The organism is Rhodanobacter soli (assembly GCF_039523495.1).
GTDB lineage: Bacteria > Pseudomonadota > Gammaproteobacteria > Xanthomonadales > Rhodanobacteraceae > Rhodanobacter > Rhodanobacter soli.
Genome location: NZ_BAAAFK010000001.1, coordinates 80,456 through 97,827 on the forward strand (window position 1 = coordinate 80,456; position 17,372 = coordinate 97,827).

General features: G+C 66.9%; 13 protein-coding genes. 8 read left to right on the plus strand and 5 right to left on the minus strand.

Annotated elements, in window-relative coordinates; genetic code table 11:
• The first annotated feature begins 119 nt into the window (after positions 1–119).
• Positions 120–1,475 carry a GH1 family beta-glucosidase gene (locus tag ABD024_RS00370; protein ID WP_343848547.1) on the plus strand — a complete coding sequence of 452 codons (1,356 nt, stop codon included), beginning with the start codon at positions 120–122 and terminating at the stop codon, positions 1,473–1,475.
• 183 nt (positions 1,476–1,658) lie between these two features.
• Here ABD024_RS00370 and rsmG read toward each other — a convergent pair whose 3' ends face one another.
• Positions 1,659–2,288 carry a 16S rRNA (guanine(527)-N(7))-methyltransferase RsmG gene (rsmG, locus tag ABD024_RS00375; protein ID WP_343848549.1) on the minus strand — a complete coding sequence of 210 codons (630 nt, stop codon included), beginning with the start codon at positions 2,286–2,288 and terminating at the stop codon, positions 1,659–1,661.
• A gap of 152 nt (positions 2,289–2,440) precedes the next feature.
• Positions 2,441–2,899, minus strand: a complete 459-nt coding sequence (locus tag ABD024_RS00380) for an SPFH domain-containing protein (protein ID WP_343848551.1) — start codon at positions 2,897–2,899, stop codon at positions 2,441–2,443.
• A 392-nt stretch (positions 2,900–3,291) separates the two neighbouring features.
• Here ABD024_RS00380 and ABD024_RS00385 point away from each other — a divergent pair, with 392 nt between their 5' ends.
• The 7 genes from ABD024_RS00385 to ABD024_RS00415 all read left to right on the plus strand — a co-directional run bounded on the left by ABD024_RS00385 (position 3,292) and on the right by ABD024_RS00415 (position 14,669).
• Positions 3,292–4,302 carry a LacI family DNA-binding transcriptional regulator gene (locus tag ABD024_RS00385; RefSeq protein ID WP_343848553.1) on the plus strand — a complete coding sequence of 337 codons (1,011 nt, stop codon included), beginning with the start codon at positions 3,292–3,294 and terminating at the stop codon, positions 4,300–4,302.
• 167 nt (positions 4,303–4,469) lie between these two features.
• The gene (locus ABD024_RS00390) at positions 4,470–7,292 is read left to right on the plus strand and encodes a TonB-dependent receptor (RefSeq protein ID WP_343848555.1); all 2,823 of its coding nucleotides are present in this window, start codon (positions 4,470–4,472) and stop codon (positions 7,290–7,292) included.
• A 134-nt stretch (positions 7,293–7,426) separates the two neighbouring features.
• A complete protein-coding gene (locus ABD024_RS00395; protein ID WP_343848557.1) occupies positions 7,427–8,884 on the plus strand; it encodes a glucoamylase family protein in 1,458 nt (485 codons plus the stop codon).
• Positions 8,881–10,185 carry a sugar ABC transporter substrate-binding protein gene (locus ABD024_RS00400; RefSeq protein ID WP_343848559.1) on the plus strand — a complete coding sequence of 435 codons (1,305 nt, stop codon included), beginning with the start codon at positions 8,881–8,883 and terminating at the stop codon, positions 10,183–10,185. Before ABD024_RS00395 ends, ABD024_RS00400 begins: the two co-directional genes overlap by 4 nt.
• Positions 10,182–11,060, plus strand: coding sequence for a carbohydrate ABC transporter permease (locus tag ABD024_RS00405; RefSeq protein ID WP_343848562.1), 879 nt, complete (start codon positions 10,182–10,184; stop codon positions 11,058–11,060). Before ABD024_RS00400 ends, ABD024_RS00405 begins: the two co-directional genes overlap by 4 nt.
• Positions 11,057–11,878, plus strand: coding sequence for a carbohydrate ABC transporter permease (locus tag ABD024_RS00410; protein ID WP_343848564.1), 822 nt, complete (start codon positions 11,057–11,059; stop codon positions 11,876–11,878). Before ABD024_RS00405 ends, ABD024_RS00410 begins: the two co-directional genes overlap by 4 nt.
• Positions 11,879–11,882: 4 nt before the next feature.
• Positions 11,883–14,669 carry a discoidin domain-containing protein gene (locus ABD024_RS00415; protein WP_425543099.1) on the plus strand — a complete coding sequence of 929 codons (2,787 nt, stop codon included), beginning with the start codon at positions 11,883–11,885 and terminating at the stop codon, positions 14,667–14,669.
• Positions 14,670–14,693: 24 nt separating this feature from the next.
• Here ABD024_RS00415 and ABD024_RS00420 read toward each other — a convergent pair whose 3' ends face one another.
• From ABD024_RS00420 to xth, 3 genes are all read right to left on the minus strand, one after another.
• Positions 14,694–15,527: a pirin family protein gene (locus ABD024_RS00420; RefSeq protein WP_343848566.1), complete on the minus strand. Its 834-nt coding sequence runs from the start codon at positions 15,525–15,527 to the stop codon at positions 14,694–14,696.
• 112 nt (positions 15,528–15,639) lie between these two features.
• Positions 15,640–16,317, minus strand: coding sequence for a YecA/YgfB family protein (locus ABD024_RS00425; RefSeq protein WP_343848568.1), 678 nt, complete (start codon positions 16,315–16,317; stop codon positions 15,640–15,642).
• The gene (gene xth / locus ABD024_RS00430) at positions 16,318–17,097 is read right to left on the minus strand and encodes an exodeoxyribonuclease III (protein WP_343848570.1); all 780 of its coding nucleotides are present in this window, start codon (positions 17,095–17,097) and stop codon (positions 16,318–16,320) included.
• Positions 17,098–17,372: the final 275 nt, after the last annotated feature.

A 17,372-nucleotide genomic window follows, 5' to 3' on the forward strand; every position in this document is an offset into this window, starting at 1 on the left:
GGGTTGGCCACGACGGCCCGTCTTCGCCGCAGCATGCGCTTGTCTGCACATCGGCGAAACATTCGGCTATTCTGCCCATGTAATCGTTTACATCAAGCGCTTTGATCGCAGGAACCCCCATGACGCACCCCCGCTTCCGCTTTCCCGACGGTTTCCACTGGGGTGCCGCCACCTCGGCCTACCAGATCGAGGGCTCGCCGCTGGCCGACGGCGCCGGCCCCAGCATCTGGCAGCGTTTCGCGCACACGCCCGGCATGATGGTGAACGGCGACACCGGTGACGTCGCCTGCGACCACTACCGCCGCTACAAGGACGACGTGCAGCTGATGAAGGCGCTCGGCCTGCAGGGCTACCGCTTCAGCATCAACTGGGCGCGCGTGCTGCCCGAGGGCACCGGCCGGGTCAATCCGAAGGGGCTGGATTTCTATTCGCGGCTGGTCGACGAATTGCTGGAAAATGGCATCGCCCCGAACGCCACGCTGTTCCACTGGGACTTGCCGGCCGCGCTGGACGACCGCGGCGGCTGGCTCAATCGCGATATCGCACACTGGTTCGCCGAGTACGCCGAGGTGATGTTCAAGGCGCTGGACGACCGCGTGCCGCGCTGGTCCACGCTGAACGAGCCCTGGGTGGTCACCGACGGCGGCTACCTGCACGGCGCGCTGGCGCCGGGCCATCGCAGCAAGTACGAGGCGCCCATCGCCGCGCACAACCTGATGCGCGCCAGCGGCGCCGGCATCCAGGCGTATCGCGCGCACGGCAGGCACGAGATCGGCGTGGTGTTCAACATCGAGCCGAAGTACCCGCATTCGGACAGCGCCGAGGATCTCGCCGCCACCGGTCGCGCGCACGCCTACATGAACCAGCAGTTCGCCGATCCGGCGCTGCTCGGCAGCTACCCGCCCGAGCTGAAGGAGATCTTCGGCGACGCCTGGCCGGAGTTTCCGGAAGACGATTTCAAACTGACCAGGCAGAAAGTCGACTTCGTCGGCATCAACTACTACACCCGTGCCGTGGTGAAGCACGACCCGAACCAGTACCCGCTCAAGGCCTCGCCGGTACGGCAGCCGAACAAGACCTACACCGAGACCGGTTGGGAGGTGTTCGAGCAGGGCCTGACCGATACGCTGACCTGGTTCAAGCAGCGCTACGGCGACATCCCGCTGTACATCACCGAAAATGGTTCCGCGTTCTACGACCCGCCGGTGGCCGAGAACGGCGAACTCGACGACCCGCTGCGCACGAACTACCTGCGCCGGCACCTCAAGGCGCTGCACAAGGCGATCGCGGCCGGGGTGAACCTGAAGGGCTACTACGCGTGGTCGCTGATGGACAACCTGGAGTGGTCGCTGGGGTTCTCCAAGCGCTTCGGGCTGTACCACGTCGACTTCGCCACCCAGCAGCGCACGCCGAAGGCCACCGCGAAACTGTACGCGCAGGTGATCGAAAGCAACGGCGGCGTGCTGGGCGAATAATCGCCGGCCTTCTGCACGGTCCCGCCACCGTTCACCCTGAGCGTCGGCCGAATAACGAACAGCGTCACAGGGCACGCCACCGACAATTTGCGGTAGCACTTCGACTTCGCCGTTCTGCGAACGGCTACGCTCAGTGCAAACGGTGAATGGAGCCACCGTTTCGGGTCCATCAATGCGCCCAGATCAAGCGCGGCCGAGCACCAGCAAATGCCGCTCGGCCGGCAGCCCCGGCACCGCCAGCTCGTGCATGCCGCGCACTTCGAAACCGGTGGGGATGCCCGGCAGTTCGTCGTCCGGCCGCTTGCCCTTCATCGCCAGCCAGATCCCGTCCGGCGCCAGCAGGTGGCCGCCCCAGCCGAGCATGTCGGCGAGGCTGGCGAACGCGCGCGCAGTGATGCAGTCGTACTGGCCCTCGACGTCTTCCACCCGCGACTGCACGGCGCGCACGCCGTCGAGTTTCAGCGCGCGGATCGCTTCGCGCAGGAAGCGCACCTTCTTGCCGTTGGAATCGACCAGCAGGATCTCGCGGCCGGGCGCGGCGATCGCCAACACGACGCCGGGCAGGCCGGGACCGGTGCCCAGGTCGGCCAGGGTTTTCCCCTGCACATACGGCAGTATCGCCAGCGAATCGAGCAGGTGGCGGGTGACCATCTCCGCGGGATCGCGCACGGCGGTGAGGTTGTACGCCGTGTTCCAGCGTTCCAGCAAAGCCTGGTAGTCGAGCAGCCGCGGCACTGCGCCGACCGGCAGCTGCAGCCCCAGTGCGGCGATGCCTTGTTCGAGTCGTGCCTGCAAGGCGTCGCGCGTGGTCATCGGGGGTACTCGGGGGGCGTGGGGCGCAAAGTATCCGTGGCTCGCCCCGGCATTGCCAATCCCGCCAAAAGAAAAACCCGCCGAGGCGGGTCGAAGACTTGCAAATCCCCTGCGGCGCGAGCGCTCTCGGGCGCCCTGGCGCAATGCCGTGGTCAGGCGATGTCGAGGTCGACCCGGGTCACCATCATGCCGCGCTCGCGCAGCGCGCTGTTCAGAGACTGCTTCACCCGCGCGCCCAGATCGCGGCGATCGGCACGATCGACGGCCGGCTCGCTGCGCAAGGCTTCCTGCGCACCGCGGCGGATCAGCTGGTCGACCTGCGCGAACACCGCATCGGCGCGCTCCGGCTCCAGCACCTGCCAGTACACCGTGCCGCGCACGTCGTGCGCATCGGCCAGCGGCTCCTCGAAACGCAGGGTCTGCCCGGCCAGGTTGATCTTGTGCGCGACCCGATCCAGCACCGGCAAGACCAGGTGCGTGCCCGCCTGCAGTACGCGCACCAGCTTGCCGTGGCGATACAGGCTGTAGACCTGACCGGCCGGCACATGCTTGACCGCGCTGGCAATCAGCACGGCAGGCACAACAAGCAGCAAGGTCAGCAGAGTCATCATGGTCTGAAAAAACAGTAACTTGCCTATGGTTTCTAAAAATTCGCGGTAGCTTCAGGATACAGCTACCTGAGTCCACAAAGATTAACCTTCATTTAACGGCAAAATCGAATCTTTAACAATAGATAGCAACCCATGTATTGGCGACGCGATCACAGAATCGACAAGTCCCTTGAAGGGCTTGCCCGAATCGTGCCAACGAGCCGGTTGCTGCGCCGCCGCAGCACGTTTTCCACGCCTCACCGGCGATCTATGCGGCATGCCCGCCATGAGGGATAGAAAGCTGCGGCGGCGCAGCATAAAGCCGGCTTTACAAGCACTTTACAATACGCCATGAAAACGTTTACGTTGCCGCGGCAATGCGGTTTCTGAGCCCTTCCCGGACAACTCACGACATGTCGGCAGCAACCATCAAAGATGTAGCGCGCGAGGCCAAGGTATCCGTGGCCTCGGTGTCGCGCGCACTGAATGGCGGCCGCGGGGTGACCGCCGAGACCAGCCAGCGCATCCGCGAGGCCGCGCTACGCCTGCGCTACGTGCCGCACGCCGCGGCGCGCATGTTGATCACCCGCCGTACCAACACCGTCGGCGCGCTGTTGCCGGATCTGTACGGCGAGTTCTTTTCGGAGCTGATCCGCGGCATCGACCTGGCCGCACGGGCGCGCGGCCTGCACTTGCTGGTGTCCAGCTCGCACGACGACGCCGCGGCCGCCGCCGTCGCGCTGCGCGCGATGCAGGGCCGCGTCGACGGCCTGCTGCTGATGTCGCCGCACGCCGATGCTGACTTTCTGCGGCAGAACCTGCCGCAGGATCTGCCCACCGTGCTGATGAATACCCGGTTGGCCGGCGCCGACTACTGCGCGCTGTCGGTGGACAACGACGGCGGCGCCCGCTTGATGGTCGAGCACCTGCTGTCGCTGGGCCACCGACGCATCGTGTTCATCCAGGGCCCGTCCGGCAACCGCGACGCCAGCGAGCGCGAGCTCGGCTGCCGCGAAGCACTGGCCAGCCACGCGCCGGGCAACCCGGTGATCACCCTGGGCGGCGATTTCAGCGAGGCATCCGGATATCGCGCCGGCCAGCAGCTGCTGGCGATGCGACCGCGACCGGACGCCGTGTTCGCCGCCAACGACATGATGGCGATCGGCTGCATGGCGGCCTTGCGCGAGGCCGGCATCGGCGTGCCCGAGGAAATCGCCATCTGCGGTTTCGACGACGTGCCGATGGCGCGCTATGTAACGCCGCCGCTGACCACGATCCAGGTGCACATCGCCGAACTCGGCGGACAGGCGATGGAACTGCTGGGCGAGCAGATCGACAACCCCGGCAGCGTCGCCGCCGGCACCCGTCGCCGCGTCCGCGCCGAACTGGTGGTACGCGCGTCCAGCGGCGCGCCGGTCGCGTAGCAGACAGAAAATCCAGACCGGTGCAGGAGCGCGCCGGACAGAGCCGCATCCATCTGCGAGGCGGTTCGGTGCGAGCGGATCAAGGGCGTTCCGCGCGCGGGCTACACAGCAACGTGACAGCAGAAAAGTCCGAACTACTTGCAACAATTACGGGAGAGGGTCAGATCATGGTCAATCAACGCACGTTACCCAGGCAGATCTCGCTGGCCTTCGCCGGCCTGCTCGTCACCACGCTGTTGCTGCCGGGAGTCGCCGGTGCCCAGACCAGCACGGCGATCCTGCGCGGACACGTCAACGCACCGCAGGGGCAGGTACCCACCGAGGTCATCGCCACCAATACCGCCACCGGCTTCGTCAACAAGGCCAAGGTCAACACCGACGGCAATTACACCCTGGCCGGACTGAGCCCCGGCAGCTACACCATCGTGGCCAGCGGCAATGGCAGCAACGCCAGCCAGACCGTCACCGTGCAGGTCGGCCAGTCGCTGAACCTGAACCTCGACGCCGTCGCATCCGGCAGCGTCAACGCTACCAACCTGCAGGGCGTCACGGTGACCGCAGCCACACTGGTCGAGACGCGCACCTCGGAAGTGGCCACCAACGTCACCCAGAAGCAGATCCAGACGCTGCCGCAGAACGAGCGCAACTTCCTCGACTTCGCCAAACTGGTGCCGGGCGTGATCACCTCGCGCGACCCCAACACGAAAACCTTCTCGGCAGGCGGTCAATCGGCCGAGAATGTAAACGTTTTCATCGACGGCGCCAGCCTGAAGAACAACGTGCTCAAGGGCGGTATCGCCGGCCAGGACTCGACCCGCGGCAACCCGTTCTCGCAGGAGGCGGTGCAGGAATTCCGCGTGCTGACCAACAACTACAAGGCCGAGTACGAACAGGCCGGCACCGCGATCATCACCGCGGTCACCAAGTCGGGCACGAATGAATTCCACGGCTCGTTGTACGACTACTACCAGAACCAGGGGATGATCGCGCAGAACTCGTTCGACAAGAAAAACCACGTCAAGAAGCCCGAGTACAAGCGCGAACAGCGCGGCTTCACCCTGGGCGGCCCGATCATCCAGGACGTGGCGCAGTTCTTCATCAACTACGAGGAACGCAAGGACACCGCGAACACCACGGTGCAGATCAACGACCCGCGCTTCGCCCAGTACAACGGCACCTTCTCGGCGCCGTTCAACGAGAAGACCTTCTTCGGCAAGTTGAGCTGGCAGCCGAACCATGACAACAACGTCGACCTCAGCCTGACCACCCGGCGCGACAGCGAACAACTCGGCTTCGGCGGCAACACCACCTACAGCGCGCGCAGCAACCGCAAGAACAACGTCGACGACCTGCTGGTGAAATGGCAGTCGCGCGGCGACAGCTGGACCAACGACCTGCTGCTCGACGCCGGCACCGCGAAGTGGCACCCGACCTCGGCCGAATCCGGCTCGGTGCGCAGCATCTACGACCCGGGCATCGCGGTGATCGGCAGCGGCAGCGACCTGCAGGACAAGGGCCAGGACCAGCGCACCCTGCGCAACGACTTCACCTGGTTCGGCCTGGACAAGCACACCATCAAGGCGGGCATCAAGTACGCCGCCTATGGCATCACCCTGGAGCAGAACAGCGCGACGGTGCCGACCTACTACTTCAGCGAAGACGCCGCCTACCCGGGTGGCTTCAATTCGCCCTACAAGGCGGTGTATTCGCCCACCGGCGCCAGCGCCAACCTGCACACCAACCAGCTCGGCCTGTACGTGCAGGACGACTGGGACGTCACCGAGCGCCTGCAGCTGAACCTGGGCCTGCGCTGGGACTACGAGACCAACGCGCTGAACAAGGATTACGTAACGCCGGCCGCGCAGATCCCCACCCTGGAATACCTGGGCCTGCAGAATTACATCAGCACCGGCCACAACCGCGACGGCTACAAGGGCGCGATCCAGCCGCGGCTGGGCTTCTCGCTGGACGTCAGCCCGAGCGGCGACCAGAGCACCACCGTCTTCGGCGGCGCCGGCCGCTACTACGACCGCACGCCGTTCGACTGGGTCAGCCAGGAAGAACTGCATTCGCTGGTGCCCAACTACACGTTCCTGTTCAGTCCGGGCGGCGTCACACCGGGAACCATCGCGTGGGATCCGAGCTACCTCACGCCGGCCGGCCTCAATGGTTTGCTGGCGTCGGGCTCGCCCGGCTTCAGCTCCGAGATCGACGTGATCAACAACAACACGAAGCCGCCGCACACCGACCAGTTCAGCCTGGGCGTGCGCCAGGTGATGGGCGACTGGACCGCATCGCTGACTCTGGCCCGCGTGCTCGGCTATGACCAATTCACCTGGGTGTGGAACCGCTTGCCGCTGCCGGGCTTCACGCTCGACATCATGCCCGGCAGCCCGTACGGCGTGGTGTTGCACAACACCGACAAGAAAACCCAGTCCAGCAGCGTGCTGATCAGCGTGGACAAGCCGTATACCGAAGCCTCCGGCTGGGGCGTGGGCGTGGCCTACACCTACCAGCGCGCGCGCCAGCAGGGCAACGACAACTACTCGCTGGATTACGTCGATCCGGCCGGCTACCCGGGCGGGCACGTGGGCGAGAAGCAGCACCTGGTGCTCAACGGCATCGTGCGCGGCCCGTGGGACACCCGCCTGACTGGCATCTTCACCTACGGCTCCGGCCTGCCGTACGACTACTTCGCCAACGTGCCGAACTGCGACTACAACTGCATCTTCCGGCATAACGGCAAGTACGGGCAGAAGTACCTCAATCTCGACCTGTCAATCGCCAAGGAATTCCGCTGGGGCGAAAGCCAGGCGCTGGAGCTGCGCTTCGACGTGATGAACGTGTTCAACCGCGACGTCGACAACGGTTACATCAACAACCAGTACAACTGGGGCTCGATGAACCCGAACCCCGACTTCGGCCGCGCCACCAGTGCCGACCCGAACCAGACCCGCCGTTTCCAGGTCGGCGCGCGCTACACGTTCTGATCCACCCGCGGCAGCTGGCACCGCCGCTTCACCCGTCCGCCCGCAGACCGCGGGCGGACGTCTGAATGGCCACGCGAATCCGTGCGAAGGTACGGGTTCGCGTGACTGCAAACGCAAAGTACGGCAGACCAACCATGACGCTTTTCCACCGGCCCGCGCGGCTTTTCTCGCTCCTGCTCGGCCTCGCCCTGGTCGTCGCAGCCCCGACCAGTCCCGCCTGGCAGGCCCGGCCCGCCGCGATACCCACCAGTACCGTCGAAGTCCCGGCGCTGGTCAACGACCTCGAACAGCGCAGCTTCCGCTTCTTCTGGGACAGCGCGAACCCCGCCAACGGGCTGATTCCCGACCATTACCCCGGCGATTCCTTCTCCAGCATCGCCGCGGTCGGCTTCGGCCTGACCGCCTACGGCGTGGGTGTGGAGCGCGGCTACATCACGCGCGAACAGGCGATCGAACGCACCCTGGCCACGCTGCGCTTCTTCGACACCGCGCCGCAGAATGACAGTGAAGACGACGCCAGCGGCTACCGCGGTTTCTTCTACCACTTCCTCGACATGGACAGCGGCAAGCGCTTCGCGCGCTGGACCGAACTGTCCACCGTGGACACCACCTTGCTGCTCGGCGGCGTGCTGTTCGCGCAGTCGTACTACGACCGCGACACGCCGGCCGAACACGAGATCCGCGCACTGGCCGACCGCATCTACCGCCGCGTCGACTGGCCCTGGGCGCAGGCGCGCCCGCCGCTGGTCAGCATGGGCTGGACGCCGGAAGGCAAGTTCATCCCGCACGACTGGGAGGGCTACAACGAGGCCATGCTGTTGTACGTGCTGGCGCTGGGCTCGCCCACCCACCCGGTCGACGCCGACGCGTGGAGCGCGTGGACGAGCACCTACGATCGCCACTGGGGTCAGTTCCACGGCGTGCAGCTGCTGAACTTCGGGCCGATGTTCGGCCACCAGTACAGCCACGTGTGGATCGACTTCCGCGGCATCCGCGACGCCTGGAACCGCAAGCACGACCTGGACTACTTCGAGAACAGCCGTCGCGCGGTGATCGCCCAGCGCAACTACGCGATCACCAATCCCGGCGGCTGGACCGGCTACGGCAAGAACGTGTGGGGGCTGAGCGCCAGCAACGGTCCCGGCGGCATCGTCGTCGAGGGCCAGGGCCGGCGCGAGTTCCACGGCTACACGGCGCGCGGCGCGGGACTCGGTTGGGCGGTCGACGACGGCACCATCGTGCCGACCGCGGCGGGCGGCTCGATCGCGTTCGCGCCGGAACTGGTGATCCCCGCGCTGGAAGAGATGAAACGCCGCTACGGCAAGGACATCTACGGCGAATACGGTTTCATCGACGCGTTCAATCCCAGCTTCCACGTGCAGACCCCGCTGCGTACCGGCAAGCTGCGGCCGATGGGCTGGGTCGATAATGTGTACTTGGGCATCGACCAGGGCCCGATCGTGCTGATGACCGAAAACTGGCGCAGCGACTTCGTGTGGAACGTGATGAAGAAGAATCCCTATATCCGCCAGGGACTTCAGCGCGCCGGCTTCGAAGGCGGCTGGTTGGGCGCGGGGACACCGGAAAAATGACCCGCGGCGCGCGCCCGCAGCGATCGCGGCGCGGCCCGTGGCTGGCTTGCCTCACCCTGTGCAGCGTATTGCTGGGCAGCTGCGCACCGGCACCGGCGGGGCACGAACTCACGTTCTGGACGATCGGCCGTGAGGGCGAGGCGATCGTGAAGTTGCTGCCGACGTTCGAGCGCGCGCACCCGGACATCCACGTGAAGGTGCAGCAGTTGCCGCTGACCGCGGCGCACCAGAAACTGCTCACCGCGTTCGCCGGCAACTCCACGCCGGACCTCAGCCAGCTCGGCAACACCTGGTTGCCCGAGTTGGCGGCGCTGCACGCGCTGGAGCCGCTGCAGGCGCGCGTGGACCGCTCGGCGGTGGTGCAACCGCACGACTACTTCGCCAGCATCTGGGCCACCAACGTGATCGACGGCACCCTGTACGGCGTGCCGTGGTACGTCGATACGCGGCTGCTGTTCTACCGCAAGGATCTGCTTGAGAAAGCCGGCTTCGCCGCGCCGCCGCATACCTGGGCCGAGTGGCGCCGCCAGCTCGCGGCGCTGAGCGAGCCGTCGCAGCATCGCTACGGCATCCTGCTGCCGACCAACGAGTACGAGCAGCTGATGTCGCTGGCGTTGCAGCAGCCCGAGCCGCTGCTGCGCGACGGCGGCCGCTACGGCAACTTCGAGAGCGCCGGCTTCAAGCGCGCGCTGGCGTTCTACGTCGACATGTTCCGGCTGCGCCAGGCGCCGGCGATCACCAACGTGGAGGCCGGCAACCCGTGGACGGAATTCGGCCGCGGCGTGTACGCGTTCTACCTGTCCGGGCCGTGGAACATCGGCGAGTTCCGCTCGCGCCTGCCCGCGACGCAGCAGGATGACTGGGCCACCGCGCCGCTGCCCGGCCCGGATGGCGCCGGCATCGGCGTGGCCGGCGGTTCCAGCCTGGTGATCTTCCGCGCCTCGAAGCACAAGGACGCCGCCTGGCAGCTGATCGAATATCTCTCGCAACCGGCGGTACAGCAGCAGTTCTACGACCTGCTCGGCGACATGCCGCCGCGGCGCAGTTCGTGGGAGGGCGGCGCGCTGCGCGACGACCCGAAGGCGCGCGCCTTCCGCGAGCAGCTGGAACAGGTGAAGCCGACCCCGCCGGTGCCGGAGTGGGAACGCATCGCCAACGAGATGCAGCTGGTGGCCGCCGAGGCGATCGCCGGCCGGCTGACGATCGACCAGGCCGCCGCCGAGATCAACCGGCGTGCCGACGCGATCCTGGCCAAGCGCCGCTGGGTGCTCGAGCATGCGCAGGCACCCATCACGCCATGAATCCGCAACGCACCGCCTGGCTGTTCCTCACCCCCGCGCTGCTGGTGCTGGGCGTGTTCTTCCTGCTGCCGGTGCTGGCCGCACTCGCGCTCAGCCTCACCGACTACGACCTCTACGCGCTGGCCGACATCCGCAACTTGCGCTTCGTCGGTTTGGGCAATTACTGGGAACTGCTGCATCGGCCGCTGTTCTGGTCGGCGCTGGGCCACACGGCGTACTTCGTGGCGGTGGGCGTGCCGCTGTCGATGGGTGCCTCGCTGGGTGCGGCGCTGTTGCTCAATTCGCCGCTGGCGCGCTGCAAGCCGCTGTTCCGCACGGCGCTGTTCGCGCCGGTGGTGACCACGGTGGTGGCGGTGGCGGTGATCTGGCGCTACCTGTTCAACACCAAGTACGGCATGGCGAACTACGTGCTGGACTTGGTCGGCATCCACCCGATCGACTGGCTGGGCGATCCGCACTGGGCGATGCCGACGATCATCCTGTTCGCGGTGTGGAAGAACTTCGGCTACAACATGATCATCTTCCTGGCCGGGCTGCAGGCGATCCCGCCGGACCTGTACGAGGCCGCGCGCATCGACGGCGCATCAAGCTGGCGGCAGTTCCGCCATATCACCTTGCCGATGCTGAAACCCACCATGCTGATGGTCGGCATCCTCACCGTGTCGGGCTATTTCCAGCTGTTCGCCGAGCCCTACGTGATGACCGAGGGCGGCCCGCTGCAGAGCACGGTGAGCGTGCTGTACCTGATGTACGACGAAGGCTTCAAGTGGTGGAACCTCGGCTCCGCCTCGGCGGTGGCGTTCTTGCTGTTCCTGCTCATGTTCGCGGTGACCGTGCTGATGGTGAAGCTGTCGCAGCGTGGAGACGAGACATGAACCCGCGACTGACGAAGGCGCTGATCAACGGCCTGCTGATCGGCGCAGCGGCGGTCGCGCTGTTCCCGCTGTTGTGGATGCTGTCGGTGTCGTTCATGGCGCCGGGCGAGGCCAGCGCGCTGCCGCCGCCCTTGCTGCCGAAACATCCCAGCTGGGCGAATTACCGCGAGCTGTTCGTGCACGCCGGCATGGGCCGTTACCTGCTCAACAGCCTGCTGGTCGCCGGAACCATCACCGCGCTTTCGCTGGCGTTCAACCTGATGGCCGGCTACGCCTTCGCCAAGCTGCGCTTTGGCGGGCGCGAGCGCCTGTTCCAGGCCCTGCTCGGGGCGCTGGTGATTCCCGCCCAGGTGGCGATGCTGCCGCTGTTCCTGCTGCTGAAGTACCTCGGGCTGGTCAACAGCTACGCCGGCGTGGTCGTGCCGGCGATGGCCACCGTGTTCGGCATCTTCCTGGTGCGCCAGTACACGCGCGGCATTCCCGACGAACTGCTGGAGGCCGCACGCATCGATGGCGCCGGCGAGTGGCGCATCTTCGCGCAGATCGTGCTGCCGCTGCTCAAACCCATTGTGGTGACGCTGGCCATCTTCACCTTCCTCGCCGCGTGGAACGACTTCATGTGGCCGTTGATCGTGCTGACCGGGCAGGAACACTACACGCTGCCGATCGGGCTGGCCTCGCTGGCGCGCGAACATTCGCAGGACAGCGAACTGATGATGGCTGGCTCGGTGGTCACCGTGCTGCCGGTGCTGCTGCTGTTCCTGGCGATGCAGCGCTATTACCTGCAAGGGCTGCTGCTGGGCAGCGTGAAGGGCTGACCCGATGCATCGCCGTCTGCGCCAGGCTGTACTGCTGCCGCTGCTGCTGGCGCTTGGTTCGATGGCCCATGCCGCGGATGCGCCGCGCACTCTCGACGACTTCACCCGTCCCGCCGCGTGGCAAGCCGAGGGCACCGACGACATCAGCGCCACGCTGCGCCCGACCAACGGCATGCACGGCAAGGCGATCTGTCTCGACTTCGACTTCAACGGCGTCTCCGGCGGCGCCACGCTGCGCCGCACGCTGCCGATCAGCTTTCCCGAAAACTACGCGCTGTCGTTCGACGTGCGTGGCGCGATGCCGCCGAACAACCTGCAGCTGAAGCTGATCGACGCCAGCGGCGACAACGTGTGGTGGTACCGGCGCGAGCACTTCCAGCCCGGCGACGACTGGCAGACGATCACTGCGCCGAAGCGCGAGATCGAATCCGCCTGGGGCCCGGCGAAGGACCGCACGCTGCGACAGACCAGCACGCTGGAGTTCACCGTCTACGCCGGACAGGGCGGTCGCGGCGAGCTGTGCGTCAGCAACCTGCGACTGACCCCGTTGCCGCCGGCGCCGGCGAGCGAACCGGCGCCCGCCGAGCTCACGCCCAACGCGCTGCTGCAACAACAAGCGAAACGCGCCCCGCGCGGCATCTATCCGCGCGGCTTCTCCGGCGAGCAGAGCTACTGGACCTTGGTCGGCGTGGACGGCGGCGCGCGGCAGTCGGCGCTGATCTCCGAAGACGGCGCGGTGGAAGTGCGCAAGGGCGGCTGGTCGATCGAGCCGATGCTGCTCGACGGCGACCAACTGATCGACTGGGCCACGGTGAAAACCACCCAGAGTCTGCAGGACGACTATCTGCCGATCCCCACCGTGCATTGGCAGACCGGCACGCTGCAGCTGGACACCACGGCGTTCGCCAGCGGTACACCGGACCGCTCGAATTTGCTGCTGCAATACCGCCTGCACAACGACGGCGCGCAACCGCGTTCGCTCACGCTGGCCCTGCTGCTGCGCCCGTTCCAGGTCAATCCACCGACCCAGTTCCTCAACACGCCCGGCGGCATCAGCCCGATCCACGATCTCGCCTGGGATGACCAGGCGGTGCAGGTCAATCACGACTTGCGCGCCATGCCGCTGCGGCCACCGACCGCGTTCGTCGCCAGCCGCCATGGCGCCGTCACGCTGCCGCAGCGGCTGGCCGCCGGCGAACGGCCACAGGTCCGCGCGCTGCACGACGACAGCGGCCATGCGCAGGGCGCGTTGCTCTACCAGCTGACCCTGCCGCCGCACGCCAGCGTCACGCTAGGCCTGGTGGTGCCCGCTGAGGGGCAGACGTTCGCCCCGCCCGCCGCCGCCGCGAGCTGGTTGCAGCAGCAACGCAACGACGTGGCCGCGGCATGGCGCGAAAAACTCAACCGGGTAAACCTGCAATTGCCCGCCGCACAGCAGGCGCTGGTCGACACCGCACGCAGCGCGCAAGCGCAGATGCTGATCTCGCGCGACGGTCCGGCGCTGCAGCCGGGCACCCGTTCGTACGCACGCACGTGGATCCGCGACGGCGCGATGATGAGCGAGGCGCTGCTGCGCAGCGGCCACGCCGACGTCGCCGGCGCGTTCGTGTCGTGGTACGCGCCGCACCAGTTCACTACCGGCAAGGTACCGTGCTGCGTCGACGCGCGCGGCGCCGATCCGGTGCCGGAGAACGACAGCCACGGCGAGCTGCTGTTCGCGATCGCCGAGTGGTGGCGTTATGGTCACGATCGCGCCGGCTTGCTGAAGCTGTGGCCGCACGTCGAACGCACGGTGGCGTACATGGACCGGCTGCGCGCCAGCGAACGCACACCGGCGAACCGCGGCACGGCGCTGTACGGCCTGATGCCGGCCTCGATCAGCCACGAAGGCTACTCGGCCAAGCCGATGCACTCGTACTGGGACGATTTCTGGGCGCTGCGCGGCTACGACGATGCGGTGGCGCTGGCCAACGCGCTGGGCAAGCACGACGACGCGGCGCGCTGGGCCGCCTCGCGCGACGCGTTCCGCGCCGACCTGCAGGCGTCGATCCTCGCCGCGATGCGCACGCACAACATCGACTATCTCCCCGGTGCCGCCGAGCTGGGCGACTTCGATGCCACCTCGACCACCATCGCGCTGTCGCCCGGCGGCGCGCAGGACTGGCTGCCGCCGGCTTTGCTGCGGCAGACGTTCGAGCGCTACTGGCAGGGTTTCACGGCGCGCCGCGACGGCGACAAGCCGTGGGACGACTACACCCCGTACGAGTGGCGCAACGTGGCCGCATTCGTGCGTCTGGGCTGGCGCGAGCGGGTGCCGTCGTTACTGGATTTCTTCATGGCCGATCGCCGCCCCGCGGCGTGGAACCAGTGGGCCGAGGTGGTCGGCCGCGAGCCGCGCCAGCCACGCTTCGTGGGCGACATGCCGCATGCGTGGATCGCCTCGGACTTCCTGCGCTCGTTGTACGACATGTTCGCCTGGGAACGTGCCAGCGACCACGCGCTGGTGCTGGCCGCAGGCATTCCGTCGGCGTGGTTGAAAGGCGAGGGCATCGGCATCGCGCGCCTGCGCACGCCCTACGGCGAACTCGGCTACCGCCTCCGCGAACGCGACGGCCAGCTGGAGCTGTCGCTGCCGGCCGACGCCGCCATGCCGCCCGGCGGCCTGGTGTTGCCGTGGCCGTATGCGGGCAAGACGACCGGCAAGGCGTGGTTGAACGGCAAATTGGTGGCCTGGCACAACGGCGAAATCGCCATCCACCGGCTCCCCGCCACGTTGCGCATCACCCGGTAGGAGCCCGCTGGCGGGACGATGGGCTCAGAACTTGCCGGCGCGGAAGTCGGCGATGGCTTCGTGGATCTGTTCGGGCGTGTTCATCACGAACGGGCCGTAGCGCGCCACGGTTTCGTTCAGCGGCTTGCCGGCGACCACCAGCAGGCGCGCCGGCTTGTCGCCACCGGCCAGCTGCAGTTGCTCGCCGTCGGACAGCACGCCCAGTTCGCTGCGCTGCAGTTGCTCGCCGCCGACCAGGGCCGCCTCGCCGTCGAACACGTAGGCGAAACCGTGATGCCCGGCGGGCAGGTCCAGCGTGAACTGCGCGCCCGGCTGCAGGCCGATGTCCAGGTACACCGGCGCGGTGACGATGCCCTCGACCGGGCCGGTGGCACCGGCCAGCGAACCGGCGATCACCTTCACCTCGACGCCGTCGGCCGGGTGCACCACCGGAATGCGTTCGGGGCCGATGTCCTGGTAGCGCGGCGCGGTCATCTTGTCCTTCGCCGGCAGGTTCACCCACAGCTGGAAGCCCCACATCAGGCCGTCTTCCTGCTGCGGCATTTCCGAATGCAGGATGCCGCGGCCGGCGGTCATCCACTGCACGCTACCGGGCGTGAGATCGCCGCGGTTGCCGTGGTTGTCCTGATGCTGCATGTGCCCGGCCAGCATGTAGGTGACCGTCTCGAAGCCGCGATGCGGATGTTCCGGGAAACCGGCGATGTAGTCACCGGCGCTGTCGGAGCGGAATTCGTCCAGCAACAGGAACGGGTCGAGCATGTCCAGCCCGGGCTGGCCGATCACGCGCTTCAGCTTCACGCCGGCGCCGTCGGACGTGTCCATGCCGCGGATGCGGCGGGTGATGTGGCGATCGCTCATGGCGTACTCCAGATAAGAGGTGACTGGCAGCCAAGATGGTCCTGTTTGCCCGCCTAGCCAAGCATCTGGGCAGGAACGGATTGTTTCAACGGCGCAACGCTGACCTTTGGCCTCAATGCACCCAGTGCCCGCTGCGCTGGCGCGGCGGATTGCCATCGTCGTCGTCGGTGGGCTGCTGCTGGCGCACCATCGCCTCGACTTCCGCTTCGGTGGCGGGCTTGGCCTGCCAGTACTGGTTCACCGCGCCGAGCACGGCCGGCACCTGCGCCAGGCATTCGTCGTATTCGTCGTCGCTGAGCTTCTCGAACTCGGTGTCGGCGCTGAGGATGCCTTCGTCCACCGCCAGGGCCATCACCGGACCGAGCAGTTCCATCAGCTGCGGATCCTCGGCCAGGCGACCTTCCCACAGCCCGGCGCGCAGGTCGATGCCGCGGCTGAAGCCTTCGCACCAGCCGGCGGCGGACAGCATCGGCCCGCCTTCCATCTCGACTTCGCCGAGGATCGGCTCGTAGGCGTCGACCTCGAGTTCGGCGACGATCGAGTCGTTGAGCTTGGCCAGCAGTGCCAGCACCCGGTTGCCTTCGTCCTCGTCGGCGAACGGTTCGTGCAGCACTTCGGGCAGCCATTCGTCCGGCAGCACCAGCAGCGGGCCGACCGCCAGCGCGCTGAGCAGACCGTGCACGCCGTCCAGCAGCAGGTCGCCTTCGCCGGTGTGCGCACGCAGGTAGCGATCCAGCTCGTCCAGTTCGTTGTCGTCCAGCGAGCTGGGCCATTCGGTTTTTGCGGTCATTCAGATACCTAGTTCCAGCGTCACCGGCGTGTGGTCGGAGGGCCGCTCCCAGCGCCGCGGTTCGCGGTCGATCGCCGCCGCCGTGGCGGCGGATTTCAATGCCTCGCCGATCAGGATCAGATCGATGCGCAGGCCCATGTTGCGACGGAACGCGGCCTGCCGGTAGTCCCACCAGCTGTAGTGTCCGGCCTCCGGCTGGAACAGCCGGAAGCTGTCGTGCAGGCCAAGCTCAGTGATCGCCTTGAGCGCGGCTCGCTCCGGCGGCGAGCACAGGATGTCCTCACCCCAGGCGACCGGATCGTAGACGTCGCGGTCGTCCGGACAGATGTTGAAGTCGCCCAGCACGACCAGGTTCGGGTGGCGTTCCTGCTCGCGCGCCAGGAATTCGCGCACCCTGGCCAGCCAGTCCAGTTTGTAGGCGTACTTCTCGTCGCCGACCGCCTTGCCGTTGACCACGTACAGATCGACCACGCGCAGGTGACCGATGGTGGCGGCGAGGATCCGCCGCTGCGGGTCGTCCAGGCCGGGGATGTCGGTGACGACGTCGCCGAAACCGTCGTGGACGTCGGCGCGGGCCAGGATCGCCACGCCGTTGTAGGTCTTCTGGCCCGAATACACCGCGCGATAGCCGGCCGCGGCGAGCTCGTCGACCGGGAATTTCGCGTCTTCCAGCTTGGTTTCCTGCAGCGCCACCACATCCGGCTGCGCGTCGGCCAGCCACTGGGTCAGGTGCGGCAGGCGCACCTTCAGCGAATTGACGTTCCACGAGGCTATTTTCATCGCGGCATTGTAAGGGAAGCGCCGTCACGGGTTGCCCGGACCGGGCCGACGGGCGCGTTTCTGTCCTGACCGGGGATAAAAATTTGCGGCCTGGAAACCACCACCAGGGTCCGTCGAATGGCGCTGCAGCGCGGCTGGGTGGCACAACCCGAGAGGTCTGGAGGCCGTCGGCGGGCTCACCTCAGGCAATTCGCACGGAAAAATCACCGAAAACCGGTATTCCGGTGTATGCTGGGTAAGCAAGAGTCCGAGGCAACTCGGATTTTCTTGCCCCT